17 protein-coding genes are annotated in these 18341 nt (G+C 65.7%); 10 read left to right on the forward strand and 7 right to left on the reverse strand.

All coding sequences use genetic code 11. The features are described from left to right. Positions 1-2160, reverse strand: coding sequence for a methylmalonyl-CoA mutase (gene scpA, locus QTI04_RS03900; protein WP_286597865.1), 2160 nt, complete (start codon positions 2158-2160; stop codon positions 1-3). Positions 2161-2292: 132 nt separating this feature from the next. Here scpA and QTI04_RS03905 point away from each other — a divergent pair, with 132 nt between their 5' ends. Next, the gene (locus QTI04_RS03905) at positions 2293-2940 is read left to right on the forward strand and encodes a GntR family transcriptional regulator (RefSeq protein WP_286597864.1); all 648 of its coding nucleotides are present in this window, start codon (positions 2293-2295) and stop codon (positions 2938-2940) included. A 120-nt stretch (positions 2941-3060) separates the two neighbouring features. On the opposite strand, the gene dusA is transcribed toward QTI04_RS03905, so the two are convergent. After that, positions 3061-4050, reverse strand: coding sequence for a tRNA dihydrouridine(20/20a) synthase DusA (dusA, locus tag QTI04_RS03910; RefSeq protein WP_286614271.1), 990 nt, complete (start codon positions 4048-4050; stop codon positions 3061-3063). Between the two features lie 188 nt (positions 4051-4238). Between dusA and QTI04_RS03915 the strand changes: the two genes are divergently transcribed. Beyond that, positions 4239-5468: an MFS transporter gene (locus QTI04_RS03915; RefSeq protein WP_286614272.1), complete on the forward strand. Its 1230-nt coding sequence runs from the start codon at positions 4239-4241 to the stop codon at positions 5466-5468. Between the two features lie 46 nt (positions 5469-5514). Then, a complete protein-coding gene (locus tag QTI04_RS03920; RefSeq protein ID WP_286614273.1) occupies positions 5515-6720 on the forward strand; it encodes an MFS transporter in 1206 nt (401 codons plus the stop codon). Positions 6721-6755: 35 nt separating this feature from the next. On the opposite strand, the gene QTI04_RS03925 is transcribed toward QTI04_RS03920, so the two are convergent. The 5 genes from QTI04_RS03925 to QTI04_RS03945 all read right to left on the reverse strand — a co-directional run bounded on the left by QTI04_RS03925 (position 6756) and on the right by QTI04_RS03945 (position 10737). Further along, a complete protein-coding gene (locus QTI04_RS03925; RefSeq protein WP_286614274.1) occupies positions 6756-7601 on the reverse strand; it encodes an IclR family transcriptional regulator in 846 nt (281 codons plus the stop codon). A gap of 95 nt (positions 7602-7696) precedes the next feature. Continuing rightward, positions 7697-8416: an SDR family NAD(P)-dependent oxidoreductase gene (locus tag QTI04_RS03930; RefSeq protein WP_286614275.1), complete on the reverse strand. Its 720-nt coding sequence runs from the start codon at positions 8414-8416 to the stop codon at positions 7697-7699. A gap of 11 nt (positions 8417-8427) precedes the next feature. After that, positions 8428-9411, reverse strand: coding sequence for a tripartite tricarboxylate transporter substrate binding protein (locus tag QTI04_RS03935; protein WP_286614276.1), 984 nt, complete (start codon positions 9409-9411; stop codon positions 8428-8430). A 67-nt stretch (positions 9412-9478) separates the two neighbouring features. After that, on the reverse strand, positions 9479-10213 hold the full coding sequence (locus tag QTI04_RS03940) for an SDR family NAD(P)-dependent oxidoreductase (RefSeq protein ID WP_286614277.1): 735 nt from the start codon (positions 10211-10213) through the stop codon (positions 9479-9481). Next, positions 10210-10737 (reverse strand): 2,4'-dihydroxyacetophenone dioxygenase family protein, encoded by a 528-nt coding sequence (locus QTI04_RS03945; RefSeq protein WP_286597829.1) that lies wholly within the window; start codon positions 10735-10737, stop codon positions 10210-10212. Before QTI04_RS03945 ends, QTI04_RS03940 begins: the two co-directional genes overlap by 4 nt. A 246-nt stretch (positions 10738-10983) precedes the next feature. Between QTI04_RS03945 and QTI04_RS03950 the strand changes: the two genes are divergently transcribed. From QTI04_RS03950 to QTI04_RS03980, 7 genes are all read left to right on the forward strand, one after another. After that, a complete protein-coding gene (locus QTI04_RS03950) occupies positions 10984-12291 on the forward strand; it encodes a sugar ABC transporter substrate-binding protein (RefSeq protein WP_286597828.1) in 1308 nt (435 codons plus the stop codon). A 117-nt stretch (positions 12292-12408) separates the two neighbouring features. Further along, positions 12409-13266: a carbohydrate ABC transporter permease gene (locus QTI04_RS03955; protein WP_286614278.1), complete on the forward strand. Its 858-nt coding sequence runs from the start codon at positions 12409-12411 to the stop codon at positions 13264-13266. A 10-nt stretch (positions 13267-13276) separates the two neighbouring features. After that, on the forward strand, positions 13277-14101 hold the full coding sequence (locus QTI04_RS03960) for a carbohydrate ABC transporter permease (RefSeq protein ID WP_286614279.1): 825 nt from the start codon (positions 13277-13279) through the stop codon (positions 14099-14101). 27 nt (positions 14102-14128) lie between these two features. Next, positions 14129-15160, forward strand: coding sequence for an ABC transporter ATP-binding protein (locus QTI04_RS03965; protein ID WP_286597825.1), 1032 nt, complete (start codon positions 14129-14131; stop codon positions 15158-15160). A gap of 7 nt (positions 15161-15167) precedes the next feature. Beyond that, on the forward strand, positions 15168-16586 hold the full coding sequence (gene dalD, locus QTI04_RS03970; protein ID WP_286614280.1) for a D-arabinitol 4-dehydrogenase: 1419 nt from the start codon (positions 15168-15170) through the stop codon (positions 16584-16586). Further along, positions 16583-17371 (forward strand): L-iditol 2-dehydrogenase, encoded by a 789-nt coding sequence (locus tag QTI04_RS03975; protein ID WP_286614281.1) that lies wholly within the window; start codon positions 16583-16585, stop codon positions 17369-17371. The genes dalD and QTI04_RS03975 overlap by 4 nt, the downstream gene beginning before the upstream one ends. A 23-nt stretch (positions 17372-17394) precedes the next feature. Beyond that, complete coding sequence (locus QTI04_RS03980) at positions 17395-18333, forward strand: AraC family transcriptional regulator (RefSeq protein WP_286614282.1); 939 nt, start codon at positions 17395-17397, stop codon at positions 18331-18333. Positions 18334-18341: the final 8 nt, after the last annotated feature.

Genomic DNA, 18341 nt, shown 5'->3' on the forward strand with positions numbered 1-18341 from the left:
TCAGGCCGCTACTGCTGCACGAATCTGTTCCAGCACGTCCTTGGCGCTGGCGGGGATCGGGGTGCCCGGGCCGTAGATGCCCTTCACGCCGGCTTCGTAGAGAAAGTCGTAGTCCTGGCGCGGAATCACGCCGCCCACGAACACGATGATGTCGTCGGCACCCTGCTTCTTGAGCTCTTCGATGATGGCCGGCACGAGCGTCTTGTGGCCGGCAGCCAGCGTGCTGACGCCCACCGCGTGCACGTCGTTCTCGATTGCCTGGCGCGCACATTCCTCGGGCGTCTGGAACAGTGGTCCCATGTCGACGTCGAAGCCCAGGTCGGCGAATGCGGTCGCGACGACCTTCGCGCCACGATCGTGGCCGTCCTGCCCCAACTTGGAGATCATCACGCGCGGGCGCCGGCCCTGCTCCTCGGCGAAGGCAGCGATCTCGTGCTGGAGCGCTTCCCAGCCTTCCGCGGAGTCGTAGGCGGCGGCGTAGACGCCCGTCACCTTCTGCGTGTCGGCGCGGTGGCGACCGTAGACCTTTTCCAGCGCATCGCTGATCTCGCCGACCGTGGCGCGCAGGCGCACGGCCTGGATGCTCAGGTCGAGCAGATTGCCTTCGCCGCTTTCCGCGGCAGCGGTGAGTGCATCGAGCGCGGCCTGCACGGCGGCGCTGTCACGCTTCTCGCGGATCGCCTTGAGCTTGGCAATCTGCCCGTCGCGCACCTTGACGTTGTCGATCTGCAGGATGTCGTGCGTGTCCTCTTCCTTGAGCTTGTACTTGTTGACGCCCACGATCACGTCCCTGCCCGAATCGATCCGGGCCTGCTTGTCGGCGGCTGCCGCCTCGATCTTGAGCTTGGCCCAGCCGCTGTCGACCGCCTTGGTCATGCCGCCCATGGCCTCGACCTCCTCGATGATGGCCCAGGCCGCATCAGCCATGTCCTGCGTGAGCTTTTCCATCATGTAGCTGCCAGCCCACGGGTCGACCACATTGGTGATGTGCGTCTCTTCCTGGATGATCAACTGCGTGTTGCGCGCGATGCGCGCGCTGAACTCGGTGGGCAGCGCGATGGCTTCGTCGAGCGCGTTGGTGTGCAGGCTCTGCGTGCCGCCGAACACCGCGGCCATGGCTTCGATGGTGGTGCGCACGACATTGTTGTACGGGTCCTGCTCGGTCAGGGACCAGCCCGAGGTCTGGCAGTGCGTGCGCAGCATCAGGCTCTTGGGGTTCTTCGGGTTGAACTCCTTCATGATCCGGCACCACAGCAGGCGCGCGGCTCGCATCTTGGCGACTTCGAGGTAGAAGTTCATGCCAATGGCCCAGAAGAAGCTCAGCCGTCCGGCAAAGCCGTCGACATCGAGCCCCTTGGCGAGCGCGGTCTTCACGTATTCCTTGCCGTCGGCCAGCGTGAAGGCGAGTTCGAGCGCCTGGTTGGCGCCAGCTTCCTGCATGTGATAGCCGCTGATCGAGATCGAGTTGAACTTCGGCATCTTCTGCGCCGTGTACTCGATGATGTCGCCAATGATCCGCATGCTCGGCGCGGGTGGGAAGATGTAGGTGTTGCGGACCATGAACTCCTTGAGGATGTCATTCTGGATGGTTCCGCTCAGCTGGTCCTGCGCGACGCCCTGTTCCTCGGCCGCGACCACGTAGCCTGCCAGCACCGGCAGCACCGCGCCGTTCATCGTCATCGAGACGCTCACAGTGTCCAGCGGGATCTGGTCGAACAGGATCTTCATGTCCTCGACCGAATCGATCGCCACGCCGGCCTTGCCGACGTCGCCGGTCACGCGCGGATGGTCGCTGTCGTAGCCGCGATGGGTCGCGAGGTCGAAGGCCACGCTGACGCCCTGCCCGCCCGCGGCAAGCGCCTTGCGATAGAAGGCGTTCGATTCTTCCGCTGTCGAGAAACCCGCGTACTGGCGGATGGTCCACGGACGCACCGAGTACATGGTGGCTTGCGGGCCGCGCAGGTAGGGCTCGAAGCCCGGCAGCGTGTCGGTGTACTTCAGTCCCTGCAAGTCGGCCGCGGTGTAGAGCGGCTTGACGGTAATGCCGTCAGGGGTGATCCAGTTCAGTGCCTTGAGATCCCCGCCGGGGGCCGATTTGGCGGCGGCCTTGGTCCAGGCTTCGAGTGTGGCGGTGGAAAAAGTGATGTCGGATTTGCTCATGAGCGCCGCTTTGCAGGTCGTGCGAGTGTGTCGGGAGTGTCCGCGCAGGAGCGGCACAGTTCAAATTCGATCGGTAGTCTAACCGATCCGTAATTATTAATTCAAAGATCGAACCTGGGGTACATTCCAGCCATGTCTGCTGTCACCCTCACACCGCGCGCCCTCTATGAAGAAGTGGCCGAACTTCTGCGCCAGCGCATCTTCAGCCGGGAGCTCGAACCCGGAGGCTGGATCGACGAGCTCAAGCTGGCCGACGAATACGGCATTAGTCGCACGCCCCTGCGCGAGGCGCTGAAGGTGCTGGCGGCCGAGGGCCTGGTCACGATGAAGGTGCGGCGAGGCGCCTACGTGACCGAGGTCTCGGAGAAGGATCTGGCGGACGTCTACCACCTGCTCAGCCTGCTGGAGAGCGATGCCGCGGGCGTGGTCGCCGAGCACGCGACGGAAGCCGAGCTGGCTGAGCTCGATGCCCTGCATGCCGAGCTCGAAGCCGCCGCGGCGCCGGGCCACATCGATCGCCAGAACTTCTTCGCGATCAACGAGCGCTTCCACATGCGGCTGCTCGCGATCGCCGACAACCGCTGGCGCGACCAGATGGTCGCCGACCTGCGCAAGGTGATGAAGCTCAACCGCCACAACTCGCTGTTGAAGTCCGGCCGCATCGGCGAGTCGCTGAAGGAGCATCGGGCCATCATGGCGGCGATCAAGGCGCGCGATGCCGCCGAGGCCATGGCGCGGATGCAGCGGCACTTCAGCAACGGCCTGGAAGCAGCGAACTAGGCTCGCCCCCAGGCTGCGCGCACTTCGTGTCGCTTCGCCTACCCCCTGCCGGGGGCAATACCGGCGGACCGGCGGAGCCGGGTCCGCGGTATTCCTCGATCTGGCTGCCTTCGCTTTCGCTTAGGCAGCCTGCTCGGCCGGGTCGTGGGCGATCGCCATCACCTCGTGGGGGGGGCGGGACTTGAGTCGGTGGTCGCTCCAGACCTGGCGCCAGCGGCGGGCGCCTGGGAGGCCATTGCGCAGGCCGAGCATATGGCGGGCGATGTTCGACCATGGCGTGCCGTGCTCGGCGGCCTCTCGGGCCATGTAGTCGCACATCTGGCGCTCGACCTCTTCCCGTGTCAGCGTCGAAGGTGCCTCGCCGTAGAAGACTGCATCCCATTCGACCAGCCACCAGGGGTTGTGATAGGCCTCGCGGCCGATCATCACGCCGTCGAGCAGGCGCAGGTGCGCATGCATCTGCGCGTTGTCGTTGAAGCCGCCGTTGATCGAGAAATGCAGCGCCGGAAAGTCGTGTTTGAGCCGATGCACCAGCTCATAGCGCAGCGGCGGCACTTCGCGGTTCTGCTTGGGGGACAGGCCCTTGAGCCAGGCGTTGCGTGCATGGACGATGAAGGTTTCGCAGCCCGCTTCGCTCACCTTGCCCACGAAGTCGCGCACGAATTCATAGCTTTCGATCTTGTCGATGCCAATGCGGTGCTTGACGGTGACGGGCAGATCCACCACATCGACCATCGCCTTCACGCAGTCGGCCACCAGCTGCGGCTCGTTCATGAGGCACGCACCGAAGGCGCCGCGCTGCACGCGCTCGCTCGGGCAGCCGCAGTTGATGTTGATCTCGTCGTAGCCCCACTCCTCGCCCAGCTTTGCGCAATGCGCCAGATCTGCCGGCTCGCTGCCGCCGAGCTGGAGCGCGACAGGATGCTCCTCGCTGTTGAAACGCAAGTGGCGCGGGACGTCGCCGTGGATGAGCGCGCCGGTCGTCACCATCTCGGTGTAGAGCAGCGTGCGCCGCGTGAGGAGGCGATGGAAGTACCGGCAGTGGTGATCTGTCCAATCCATCATCGGTGCAACAGAAAGCACCTGCTTGCCGTAATTCGTTGTCAGCATTGGATAAGTGCTTGATCTTTCGGGGGAGCAGGGCATTTTCCATCAACGCAACGGCCGGCCGGCCGGGCCAAGGAGAGGGCGGCGGGCGCGGGCTGCCTTCGAAGTCCGTCGGCACGTTCTCGGGAGACATGCTAAGGTGCCGGCCCTCCACCCAGGGCGAGCCCTGGAGTCCGTTGCGAGACCTCTCCGTGCCCCATCCCCAAGACTCCGTTCCCCGCGGGACATCCGCCGTCGCGCCTGCCGGGCTGTCCACCGGACTGACCATCCTGTTCGCCATCGCGTGCGGGCTTTGCGTCGCCAATATCTACTTCGCGCAGCCGCTGATCGGGCCGATCGCCGTCACGCTCCAGCTGCATGCGGGCTTGGCCGGCCTGATCATGACGCTGACCCAGCTCGGCTACGGTGCCGGCCTGCTGATGCTGGTGCCGCTGGCCGACGTGGTGGAGAACCGGCGGCTGATCACCGTCTTGATGGTGGGCGCCGTCATCGGGCTCGTCGGCATCGCGCTGTCGAATTCGGCAGCGACTTTCCTCGCGGCTTCGTTTCTCGTCGGGACTTGCGCCGTGGCGGCCCAGGTGCTGGTGCCCCTGGCTTCGCACCTCGTGCCGGAGGCGACGCGCGGCAAGGTCGTGGGCAACATCATGGCGGGGCTGCTGGCAGGGATCATGCTCGCGCGCCCCTTTTCGAGCCTGATCGCCGCAGCCTTCGGATGGCGCGCCGTATTCGCCATTTCCGCGGTATTGATGGCGACGCTGGCCGTCGTGCTGTGGCGCGCACTGCCCCAGCGCCAGCCGCACGCCTCGACCGGCTATGCCCGCACCATGGCCTCGCTGCCCGGCATCGTCTGGCGCACGCCGCTGCTGCGCCGGCGCGCCTTCTACCAGGGGATGATGTTCGCGGGCTTCCAGGCGTTCTGGACCGCCGTGCCGCTCGCGCTCGCCCACGAGTTCGGACTGGGCCAGGGCGGTATCGCGCTGTTTGCGTTGGCAGGCGCTGCCGGAGCGCTGGCGGCACCGTGGGCCGGGCGCCTGGCGGACCGCGGACTCACGCGGCCGGCGACGGGCCTGGCCATCGTCGCCGCACTACTGTCCTTCGGGCTCGGCGCCGTGGCAGTCCACTACCGCTCGCTGACGGGTCTGGTCGCGGCTGGCATCCTGCTCGATGGTGCTGTCCAGTTGTGCAACGTGCTCAGCCTGCGCAACCTCTACATCCTGGCGCCTGAGCTGCGCGGACGGCTGAACGGCCTGTTCCTGACCTTCATCTTCATGTGCGCCGCCGTTGCATCCGGCTTGGCCGCGGCCATCTATGCATTTCACGGATGGGGCGGCCTGTGCCTCCTCGGCGGCGCCTTTGCGGTGGTCGCACTGTTGCTTTATGCGACGGAGTTCCGACGGAATTCCCTTTTGCCTGCGACTTGAGACGGGTCGTCCGGGATAATAGGGGTTAACCCCAATTTCCCATTCAATGACCACTCCGACCGATCCGGCGCTCGCAACTCCGTCGCGCACGCCCGTCGCCCTGCTGGCCCTCGCTGCCGCCGCGTTCGCGATCGGCACCAGCGAATTCGTCGTGATGGGGCTGTTGCCCGACATGGCGCTCGACCTCGGCGTCACCCTCTCCCAGGCAGGCTTGCTGGTCACCGGCTACGCCATGGGCGTCGTGGTCGGCGCACCGGTGTTCGCCGTGGCAACGGCGCGGCTGCCGCGCAAGGCCACGCTGATCGCGCTGGCTTCTCTTTTCGTGCTCGGCAACCTGCTCTGCGCACTGGCCCCCAACTACGGATTGCTGATGGCGGCCCGCGTGATCACCGCGCTCGCGCACGGCACCTTCTTCGGTATCGGCTCGGTCGTCGCAGCAGGGTTGGTGGCGCCCAGCAAGCGCTCGCAGGCGATTGCGCTCATGTTCACCGGCCTCACGCTGGCGAATGTGCTCGGCGTGCCGCTCGGCCGCATCATCGGCGAGCACTACGGTTGGCGCATGACCTTTGCATCCATCGTGGTGATCGCACTTGCCGCGGTCGCTTCGCTGGTGGTGCTGCTGCCGCGGCACATCGAGATGCAGAAGGGCAACATCCTGCGCGAGTTCACCGTGCTGGCGGATCGCCGCGTGCTCCTGGCCCTGGCAACCAGCGCGCTGACGTCGGCAAGCCTGTTCTGCGTGTTCACCTACATCGCGCCGCTGCTCACGCAGGTGAGCGGATTCTCGAACGCGGCGGTTGCGCCGATCCTGCTTTTGCTGGGCGTGGGCCTGACCATCGGCAGCACGGTCGGCGGCCGGCTCGGGGACCGGCGGCTGGTGCCGTCGATGCTGCTGGTGCTCGGACTCAACGCGCTGGTGCTGGCGCTCATGCATTTCGTGCTGCCGATGAAGGCTGCGACCGTCGTGCTGATGCTGCTGTGGACCACCCTCTCGTTCGCGCTCGTGCCCCTGCTGCAGACGCTCATCGTGCAGCATGCGGATGCCGCGCCCAACCTGGCATCGACGCTCAACCAGGGTGCGTTCAACCTCGGCAACGCGACCGGCGCGTGGATCGGCAGCGGGATGCTGGCTGCCGGTGCCCCACTCGCCGATCTGCCGTGGGCGGGTGCCGCCATCACGCTGGGCGCATTGGCACTGGCGGCATGGAGCAGCCGTCTCGGCGAACGCACGACAACGCTGCAAGCTGCCTGAGGTCGCTTCGGCCTCCCGACGCAAGCCGACGAAGGCTAGAGGACGTCGCCGGATGAAAGCGATGGCGTCTGCGCGATGCGCTCCGAGATCACCCGGCACGCTTCGAGCAGCGGCGCCACGTAGGCTTGCTCCGGGTCTTCCTTCTGGCGAAACATCAGCGTGCTGACGCTGATGGCCGCCACGGGCACGCCGCCCGCTCCGCGGATCGCGGCGCCGAAGCAGAAGATGCCCGCTTCGTTTTCCTCGTTGTCCACCGACCAGCCCCGCTCGCGCGTCTGTTCGATCTGGGCGCGCAGGGCGGCCGGCTCAACCGTGGTCTTGTCTGTGTAGCGAGACATGGGAAGGCCCTTGACCAAGCCCCTGAAGGTCTTGTCGTCGAGGGCGGCCAGATACGCCTTGCCCACCGCCGTCGAGTGCAGCGAGACGCTCGTGCCGATGCGCGAGGCCATGCGCACCGCGCTCGGGCTTTCGAGCTTCTCGATGTAGACCATGCTCGTGCCGTTGGGCACGGCCAGGTGCACCGTCTCGCCGGTCAGGTCACGCAGGCGCTTGAGTTCATCGACGGCGGCCAGCCGCAGTTCCGACCGGCCCCAGCTCCGGCTCGCGAGCTGGATCAGTCGCGGGCCGAGCGCCAGGTTCGCGCTGTTCTGGTTTTCCACCAGCAGGCGTTCGGCGATCAGCGCGGCAACGATGCGATGCACGGTCGGCCGCGGATAGCCGCTCGCGCGCATCAGCGCAGCGACATTGACCGGCTCCTCGGCATCCGCCACCAACTGCAGCACGCGCATGAACTTGGAGAACGCCGCGGTGCCGGCGACCTTCGCCTGGACGGACTCCTCGGCGAGCGAAGGGGTGGCGGGAGTAGACCGGGGAGCGGGCATGGAACGGACAGTGAGACCAGCGAGTGAAGGAAGGGCCGAAGAGGCCGGGTCATTATCCTCGTGCCTTTCATACCGCTCGCCTTGCGCCATCGCCCTCACGCCACCATGTAGCCACCGTCCACCGGCAGGATCACTCCCGTCATGAACGATGCCGCCGGCGTGCACAGGAACATCGCCGCGCGCGCCACGTCGTCCGGCGTGCCCCAGCGCCCCAGCGGCGTGCGCGCGAGGATCGGGCCGGCACGCGAAGGGTCGTCCTGCAGCGGCTTCGTCAGAGGCGTGGCGATCCAGCCAGGAGCGATTGCATTGACCCGGATGCCGTCCGCCGCGTAGCTGATGGCCAGCGACTTGGTGAGCTGCGCCACACCGCCCTTGCTGGCCGCGTAGCCGGGGACCAACCCGCCCCCGAAGAAGCTGAGCATGGAGGCCGTGTTGACGATGCAGCCCCGGCTCGCCTTCAGCCGCTCGCGCGTCATGGTGCACACGCGCATCGTGCCCGTGAGGTTCACGTTCAACACTTTCTGGAAAACCTCCAGGTCGTGCTCTGCGCCGCGCTGGATGATGCCCGCGCAGTTGAAGACGATGTCGAGCCGGTCGATGCTGGACAGTGCCGCCTCGAGGCTTTCATTCGACGTCACGTCGGCCTGCCTGACCTCGACCGCCGCGTCCAGCGTCCCGTCGCCGGCACCCAGGCCGAGCGCTGTCACCTCAGCGCCGAGTGCGGCAAGGTGGTTGGCGATGACGGCACCGATGCCCTGCGTGGCACCCGCCACCAGTGCTCGCTTGCCCTTGAAAAGTTCTGCCTGATAAGTCATGTCGCGCGCGATCAGTTCTTGAGGTCCAGCTTGCCCATCAGCGTCTTGAAGTAGGCGCTGTCCTTGGCCATGACGGCCTTGAAGGCGACGTCGTCGGCGTAGGCGAAGCCCAGGTTCTGCTTCTCCAGCACTTCGCGGAAGGCGGGTTCGTCCGACGCCTTCTTGCTCAGGTCCTTCAGGTAGGCGACGACTTCCGGCGGCGTGTTCTTCGGCGCCGCGATGCCACGCCAGGTACCGATGGTCAGGTCGATGCCACGCTCCTTCAGCGTTGGCACCTTGTCGAAGCCCTTCACGCGCTGGTCGGCCATCACGGCCAGCGTCTTCAGCTTGCCGGCCTGCACGTAGGTCGTGACCTCGGCCGGGCTCACGGCCACGGCGTCGATATGACCACCCAGCAATGCGAGCACGGCGGGGCCGGCGCCCTGGAACGGCGTGTGGTTGAACTTCACGCTGGTCTTGTCCTCGAGCGCGGCGGCCGCCAGGTGCCAGATCGATCCGTTGCCGGCATTGCCCATGCTGAGCTTGCCGCTGTCCTTCCTGGCTGCGGCAAGGAACTCCTCGACGGTGTTCCATGGCGCATCGGCACGCACGGTGATCGCGGCCTGGTCGGCATTGAGACGCGCGATGGGCGTCATGTCCTCGTAGGTGAACTTCGCGAGGCCCATGTGCGGCAGCGTGGTCACTTCGACCGTGACGACCGCGAGGCGGTAGCCATCCGGCTTGGCGTTGATCACGTCCTGCCAGCCGATGGCGCCGCTCGCGCCGGGCTTGTTCACGATGATCATGCTCTGCGGCATGTGCTTGCGGGTCGCGTCGGCGAAAGCACGCGCCAGCGCATCGGTGCCGCCACCGGGCTGGAAGGGCACGACCAACTCGATCGGCTTGCTGGGAAAGTCCCGCGCCTGGGCCGAGGCCTGGCCGGCAGCGAGCACAGCCGCGGCGGGCAGCATGGACAGGACCGCGACGCGGCGCAGATTTTGTGCGAATCGAATCATGAATGTCTCTGGTGGTGTTGGAAAAAAGTGATGGCGTTGCGCACGGGGAGCGCCTCGCCGCGAAGATTCAGTAGGTCGCGCGTCCGCCCGAAAGATCGAACACGGATGCGGTGTTGAAGGTGCATGAGCCCGAACAGAGCCACGCCACCATCTCGGCCACTTCGATGCTTTCGCCGAGACGCTGCATCGGGCTCTTGTCGATCATGGTCTGCACGTGCGCGGGCGACATCTGCGCCAGGATCGGCGTGTGCACCGCGGCCGGCGCGATGGCGTTGACGAGGATGCCGGTCGTCGCCAGTTCCTTGCCGAGCGACTTGGTCAGCGCCAGCACACCCGCCTTGGCCGCGCTGTAGGCCGAGGCGTTGGGCGTGCCTTCCTTGCCGGCCAGCGACGCGATGTTGACGATGCGCCCTGCTCCCGCTGCGCGCAGATGCGGCACCACAGCGCGGCAGACGTTGAAGGTGCCGACGAGATTGACGTCGACGATGCGCCGCCACATGAGCGGGTCGTAGGCATCGAGTGGCATCGTCGGCCCTGCGAAGCCCGCGCTGTTGACCGCGAAGTCGATGCGGCCGAAGCGCTTCACGACTTCCTGCGCGGCGCGTTCGACGCTGTCGAGATCCGTCACGTCGACCTTCCACGCATCGTCATCCGCCAACGCGGCCATGTCCCACACGGCCACGCGCGCGCCGCAGCGCCGCAGGTGCGCGACCACCTCAGCGCCGATGCCGCTCGCTCCGCCCGTGACGACCGCCACGGCGTTGGCGAAGTCGTAGCTCGCGCGGCCGTAGTTCTCGCTCATCGAATGAACTGCTTGGTGAAGTCGGCGCCCAGGCCCACCGCCTCGAAATGCTTGCGGCACATGTCGATCTTGGTGAACACGTCCTCGTAGCCCATGCCCTTGCCCCAGGGGTCGGTGTAGTACATGACACCGTTCACCTGGAAGTAAGTGATCATTTCCTCCACGTCCTCCGGCACGTACAGCGTATGGGTTTCGCCCGGCGGCTCGAACACGTAGCTGCCTTCGGTGGCTTCCCAGTCGTGCTCGAGATAGCGCCAGCGGCCCTTCAGCACGAAGCCGTGCACCGCCTGCGGGTGACGATGGCGACTCAGCACGCCCGACTTGCGCACGCGCAGCAGATTCATCCAGTAGCCCTGACTGGCATTCAGGCACAGCGGGCGAAACCAGACGTTCTCCGCCTGCGGCACCCACAGACGTTCGTCCGTCGGGATGGCGTGCGGCACCACGATCTCGGGCAGCGCATCCGGTGGGTTCGGGTACTGGTAAGGGGTCTTCGGGTTGGGGTCCGAGTCATCGAGGGGCATTTTCAATCCGTCCATATTGTGGATGAGTGTCCATATTGTAGATTTCTTGAGGCTGCTGCCTATCTGCGTAAACCCTGAGGGAGCGTCGATACCTTTCACATCCCTGCTTTCCGAAACTAGGGAAGTCACCGATCAAGTGGTGCATCCAAGTATCGAAATCGGCTGAGCCAGTACCAAACCTGCAAGCCAGAGTCTCCAGAATCCGGCCACGGCGACCGCCTGTCGTCGACCACAAGGAGACAACTCATGAAGCGCTTTCTGAAGGCGGGCCTGGCGCTCGCGATCGCGGGCACAGGCCTGGCGCATGCCGCGACCGAACTGGTCATCGCCACCGTGAACAACGGCCACATGATCGAAATGCAGAAGCTCACCAAGTTCTTCGAGCAGGCGAATCCGGATATCAAGCTCAAGTGGGTGACGCTCGAGGAAGGCACTCTGCGCCAGCGCGTCACGACCGACATCGCGACCAAGGGCGGTCAGTTCGACGTGATGACCATCGGCATGTACGAGACGCCGATCTGGGCCAAGAAGGGATGGCTGCTGCCGATCGCCACGGACGCCAACTTCGACGTCGACGACCTGCTGCCCGCCATGCGCAATGGCCTGTCGGCCGACGGCAAGCTTTACGCGTCGCCCTTCTACGGCGAGAGCTCGATGCTGATGTACCGCAAGGACCTGGCCGACAAGGTCGGCTTCAAGATGCCCGACCAACCGACATGGGTGCAGGTGAAGGAACTCGCCGGCAAGATCCACGACCCGAAGGCCGGCGTCTACGGCATGTGCCTGCGCGGCAAGCCCGGCTGGGGCGACAACATGGCGCTGCTGACGACGATGGTCAACACCAACGGCGGCCAGTGGTTCGACATGAGCTGGAAGCCGCAGATCGACACCAAGCCCTGGCATGACGCGATCAACTTCTACGTCGACCTCATGAAGGCCTACGGCCCGCCCGGCGCCTCGGCCAACAGCTTCAACGAAAACCTCGCGCTCTTCAACGAAGGCAAGTGCGGCATGTGGGTCGACGCGACCATCGCGGCTTCTTTCGTGAGCGATCCCAAGCAATCCAAGGTGGCCGACAAGGTGGCCTTCGCGCAGGCGCCGGTGGCCGTCACGCCCAAGGGCGCAAACTGGCTGTGGGCCTGGGCACTTGCGATTCCGGCCAGCTCGCAGAAGGTCGACGCGGCACAGACCTTCGTCAAATGGGCGACTTCGAAGGACTACGTCAAGCTTGTCGCCAAGGAGCACGGTTGGGGTACGGTGCCGACCGGCACGCGCAAGTCCACCTATGCATCGCCGGAGTTCATGAAGGCGGCGCGTTTCGCCGAAGCCGAGAAGAAGGCCATCGACACCGCGAACGCGAACGACAGCACGCTGCCGAAGTCGCCGTACGTCGGCGTGCAGTACGCCGCCATCCCCGAGTTCCAGGCGATCGGCGTGGCGGTCGGACAGCAGATGAGCGCGGCGCTGTCAGGGAAGGTCACGGTCGACCAGGCCTTGAAGACCTCGCAGACCGCCGCCGAACGCGAGATGAAAAAAGGTGGGTATTACAAGTAGCCCCCCAGGCTGCGCGCACTGCGTGTCGCTTCTCCTTCCCCCCGCGGGGGACGCTGCCAGCGGACCGGCGAAGCCGGGTCCGCGGCAGCTCACGACGAAAGACTTGGGGGTCTTCTTATGAACCGCTTGTTGCCTCGCGCGCTGATGGCGCCGGCCGTGGTCACGCTGCTCCTCTGGATGCTCGTGCCGCTGGCGATGACGATCTACTTCTCGTTCGTCAACTACAACCTCATGCAGCCGGGCGAACGAACGTTCAACGGGCTGGAGAACTTCCACTATTTCGTCACCGACCCGGACTTCTGGCCGGCGGTGTGGAACACGCTGGTGCTGATCGGCAGCGTCATCATCATCACGGTGGCGCTCGGGGTGGGGCTCGCACTGCTGGTCAACGAGCCCTTCCCCGGCCGCGGCATCGTGCGCGTGCTCCTCATCTCGCCCTTCTTCGTCATGCCGACGGTGAATGCGCTGCTGTGGAAGCACATGATGATGAATCCGATCTACGGCATCCTCGCGGACCTCTGGCGCAGCTTCGGCGCAGAGCCGGTCGACTGGCTGACGGACGTGCCGCTGTTCTCCGTGATCATCATGGTCGCCTGGCAGTGGCTGCCCTTTGCCTGCCTGATCTTCATCACCTCGCTGCAATCGCTCGACCGCGAGCAGATGGAGGCCGCGCGCATGGACGGTGCCACCGCCTTCCAGCGCTTCGGCTACCTCACCCTGCCTCACCTGGGCCGGCCGATGGCGGTCGTGATCATGATCGAGATGATCTTTCTGCTCTCCGTGTTCGCGGAGATCGCGGTCACGACGAATGGCGGCCCGGGCAACGAGAGCACCAACCTCACCTACCTGATCTTCAAGCAGTCGCTGATGAACTTCGACGTCGGCGTGGCTTCGGCGGGCGCGCTCTTCGCGGTGGTGCTGGCCAACATCGTGGCCGCCTTCCTGATCCGGATCATCGGAAAGAACCTCGACTGAGGGCACCGGCATGCAAACCGAAAACATCCTCTCCCTGGGCCTGCGCACCGTGGGCGCGTGGGTCGCGTCGCTGCTGCTCTTCTTTCCGCTGGGCTGGCTGGTGCTGACCTCGTTCAAGACGGAGTTGCAGGCGATCCACGTGCCGCCGCTCTTCATCTTCGAGCCGACGCTGGAGAACTTCGCGGAAGTGCAGCGGCGCAGCGACTACCTGCTCTTCGCGAAGAACTCCCTGATCACGAGCGTGGGATCGACGGTCATCGGCCTGCTCATCGCCGCGCCGGCCGCGTACTCGATGGCGTTCTTCCGCACGAAGCGCACGCGCGACATCCTGATGTGGATGCTCTCGACCAAGATGATGCCGGCCGTCGGCGCGCTGGTGCCGATCTACGTCATCGCGCAAACCGCAGGCCTGCTCGATACGCGCACGGCGCTCACTGTCGTCTTCACGCTGTCCAACCTGCCGATCATGGTGTGGATGCTCTACACGAGCTACAAGGACATCCCGCCCGAGATCCTCGAGGCAGCCCGTATGGACGGCGCCAGCCTCTGGACCGAGTTCCGCCACGTGGTGCTGCCGCTGTCGATCGGCGGGCTGGCCTCCACCGGCCTGCTGTGCCTGGTTCTGAGCTGGAACGAGGCTTTCTGGGCATTGAACCTCAGCTCCGCCAAGGCCGGCACGCTCGCGACGCTGATCGCCTCGTACTCCAGCCCCGAGGGTCTGTTCTGGGCCAAGCTCTCCGCCGCCTCGCTGATGGCCATCGCGCCCATCGTGGTGTTCGGGTGGTTCAGCCAGAAGCAACTCGTCCAAGGCCTGACCTTCGGCGCCGTCAAGTAAACGAACACGCAAGACAGAGGACATCCCATGGCCTACCTCCAACTCGACAACATCCAGAAGAGCTTCGGCGACACCCATGTCATCAAGGGCGTGAACCTCGAAATCGACAAAGGCGAGTTCATCGTGTTCGTCGGCCCGTCGGGCTGCGGCAAGTCGACGCTCCTGCGGCTGATCGCCGGCCTCGAACCGATCACCAGCGGCAAGCTCTCGCTCGACGGCAAGGACATCACGCACACGCCTTCCGGCAAGCGCGATCTCGCGATGGTGTTCCAGAGCTATGCGCTCTACCCGCACATGAGCGTCTACGACAACATGTCCTTCGCGCTCAAGTTGGCCAAAGTTTCGAAGGACGTCATCAAGACCAAAGTCGACCACGCCGCCAAGACGCTGAACCTCACGCAGTACCTGAGCCGCACACCGAAGGAACTCTCCGGCGGCCAGCGGCAGCGCGTGGCGATCGGGCGCGCGATCGTGCGGGCGCCCAAGGTGTTTCTCTTCGACGAGCCGCTCTCCAACCTCGATGCAGCGTTGCGCGGCAACACGCGCGTCGAGATCCACAAGCTCCACCGCGCACTCGGCGCGACCAGCATCTACGTGACCCATGACCAGGTCGAGGCCATGACGCTGGCCGACCGCGTCGTCGTGCTGCGCGACGGCCTGATCGAGCAGGTCGGCACGCCGATGGACCTGTACGACCGCCCGGCCAACCAGTTCGTCGCGCAGTTCATCGGCATGCCGTCGATGAACATGGTCGAGGCGAAGGCCATACCGAGCTTCTCGGCGTTGACGGGCGGCCGGCTGCCGAGCGACGGTTTCCTCGGCGTGCGGCCGGAAGGGCTGCGCGTCCACCAGGGGCAGGGGTCGGGCGCGCCCGCCCGGGTCGAACTGATCGAAGCCCTGGGCGCCGACACACTGATCCACATCGACGTCGGCGGCGTACCGCTGGTCGCACGCCAGAACGATCGCACCGACCTGCAGGCTGGCGACGCGGTGAGGGTCGAACTCGATCCATCGGTGCTCCACTTCTTCAACCGCGAAGGCCGCACCGTCGCCGCCTGACACTGCCATGGCCGATTCCACTCCTTCCGACTTCGTGGTCCTGCACCTCGGACTCGGCTCGTTCCATCGCGCGCATCAGGCCGTGTACCTGCAAGCGCTGATCGACGCCGGCGACACGCGCTGGTCGCTGGTCGGCGCCAACCTGCGGCCGGACATGGCCGACGTCGAAGGCGCCCTGCGTGCACAGGGCGGGCACTACACGCTCGAGACGGTTTCACCCGCCGGCGAGTACCGATACCAGCGTATCGAATCGATCCGCAAGGTTCTTCCCTACGACGCGAACCTGAAGGAAGTCATCGCCCGAGGCACCGATCCGCGCACGCGAGTGATCTCGTTCACGGTGACGGAGGCTGGCTACTACCTCGATTCGAAGGACCGCCTCGACTTCGGCGCCGCCGATCTCGCGAACGACCTCGAGCGGGCGCGCAACGGCCAGCCCGGTACGACGATCTACGGCGCGGTCTGCGCGATCCTGGGCGCGCGCCGCGCGGCGAATGCCGGGCCGGTGACATTGCTGAATTGCGACAACCTTCGCCACAACGGCGACCGCTTTCGCAAGGGACTGCTGGAGTTCATCGAGCGTGCCGGGCAACCCGAACTGCTCGACTGGGTACGCAAGCAAACCAGCAGCCCCAATGCCATGGTCGACCGCATCACACCAAGGCCGCCGCCCGAACTGCGCCAGCGCGTGTTCCAGGCCACGGGGTGGGACGACGCCGCGCCGGTGACGGGTGAGAGCTTCATCCAGTGGGTGATCGAGGACGACTTCGTCAACGGCCGACCCGACTGGTGGCGCGTCGGCGTGCAGCTGGTGGATTCGGTGTCGCCCTACGAAGAGGCCAAGATCCGCATCCTCAACGCAAGCCACAGTTGCATCGCCTGGGCCGGCACGCTGGTCGGCCTGCACTACATCCACGAAGGAACGCACATGCCAGCGATCCGGCGCATGGCCTTCGACTATGTGACGGATGACGTCATTCCCTGCCTGCACTCGCCTGGGCGACCGAGCCCGGTCGACCTGCCGGTCTACCGCGACGTCGTGCTCGAGCGCTTCGGCAATCCCGCAATCCGCGACACCAACCAGCGGGTGGCAATGGATGGCTTCTCGAAGATTCCCGGCTTCATCGCGCCCACCGTCCACGAGCGGCTGGCGCGCGGCGAGAGCATCGAGAGCGTGGCGATGCTGCCGGCCCTTTTTCTTGCCTTCCTGCAACGCTGGCACAAGGGAGCGCTCCCCTATGTCTACCAGGACCAGGGCATGGACGAGGCTGCGGCGCACGCCATCTGCGACGCGTCGGATCCCGTCGCCTCGATGAGCGCCGACGGGACCTTGTGGGGCGACACGGCCGCCGATAGGCGACTCGTCGAAGCCATGCGCAAGGCCGATGCGCGCGTTCAGGCCTTCATCCAGCGAGGCGGCAAATGACCGGTCGTCTTGCGGAGCGCCACGTCCTGATCACCGGCGCAGGTGGCGGCATCGGGCTCGCGATCGCCGAAGCCTGTTTGGCCGAGGGCGCTCGCTGCACGCTGGCCGATCTGGCGGAAGACCCATCCGATGGCGTGCAGGCCCTGCGGCGCAAGCACCCGAACGCATTGGCCTATGTCGCAACGGACGTCACCGACTTACCCTCGATCGGCGGCATGCTGTTCGCGGCGCAGGCGTCGCACGGTGCCATCCACACGCTGGTCAACAACGCTGCCCTCTTCGACATGGCGCCGCTGCTGGAAAGCAGCGAGGCCGCGTACGACCGCCTCTTCGCCGTCAACGTGAAGGGCATGTTCTTCGTGATGCAGCGCGTGCTGCAGCACATGGTCGATGCCGGCGTTCAGGGCGGCTCGGTCATCAACATGGCCTCGCAGGCCGGGCGGCGCGGCGAAGCGCTGGTGTCGCACTATTGCGCGACCAAGGCGGCGGTCATCAGCTACACCCAGAGCGCCGCGCTCGCCATGGCGCCGCGCGGCATCCGCGTGAACGCCATCTCGCCGGGCGTGGTCGACACGCCGATGTGGGATCAGGTCGACTCTCTTTTTGCCAGGTACGAAAATCTCGCCCCCGGCGAGAAGAAGCGCCGGGTCGGCCTCGAAGTCCCCCTCGGCCGCATGGGCAAGCCCGACGACATCACCGGCGCCGTCGTGTTCCTGGCCAGCGATGAAGCGCGATACATCACGGCGCAAACGCTCAATGTCGACGGTGGTAACGTCATGAGTTGAAGGTGCATGAGAAGGACCCTTTCATGACATCGCAACGCCAACGACACCTGCCCCGGCATCGCGAGCCCGAACTCGAACGCGACATCGCGCGCTCACCTTCCCTTGGCTACGAGGCGCCTGAAGAAACAGGCCTCGTGCGCTGCCTGGCCCATGGCTTTCCGAGCCCGCTCGTGCGCTGGCACTTCCACGAGGAGTACGAGCTGCACCTCATCACCGAGACCTCCGGCAAGGCTTTCGTGGGCGACTGGATCGGTCCCTTCCAGCCTGGCCATCTCGTGCTGTGCGGACCGCGCCTGCCGCACAACTGGATCTCGCTCGACGCGCCCGAGGGCGGCGCTGCCGGCCGCGACCGTGTGATCCAGTTCCGACACGAACCCATCGAGCGCGCCGCGGCCGAGATTTCCGAACTGCGCGAAGCGCTCCAACTGCTCGAACGCTCGCGCCACGGCATCGAGTTCTTCGGGCTGGCGGATCGCGCCATGGCGCACTGGAATGCCGTGAAGGCAGCGCACGGTTTGCAGCGCCTTGCGCGCTTCCTCGAATACCTCGCCGACCTGGCCCAATGCACCGACTACCGCCTGCTCTCCAACGTGCAGATGCAGGGCGTGGAAGGCGACGCCGAGGTCGACCAGATCAACGTCATCGTCAACCGCATCACCGCCAACCTCGCCGAGCCGATCGTGATGGCGGACATCGCCACCGAACTGGGCATGAGCGAGAGCCGCTTCAGCCGCTTCTTCAAGCGCTCGACCGGCAACAGCTTCACCGACTTCGTGAACCGCGTGCGGATCAACAGCGCCTGCCACCTGCTGATGCAGACCGACCACTACGTGACCGACATCTGCTACCAGGTCGGCTTCAACAACGTCGCGAATTTCAACCGGCGCTTTCTCGAGATCAAGGGCATGACGCCGACCGAGTTCCGGCGCCAGAGCGACAGCCGCTTCGGCAGCCCCGCCTGAAGGTCCGC

Origin of the sequence: Variovorax sp. J22R115, from assembly GCF_030317005.1 — a bacterium.
GTDB lineage: Bacteria > Pseudomonadota > Gammaproteobacteria > Burkholderiales > Burkholderiaceae_C > Variovorax.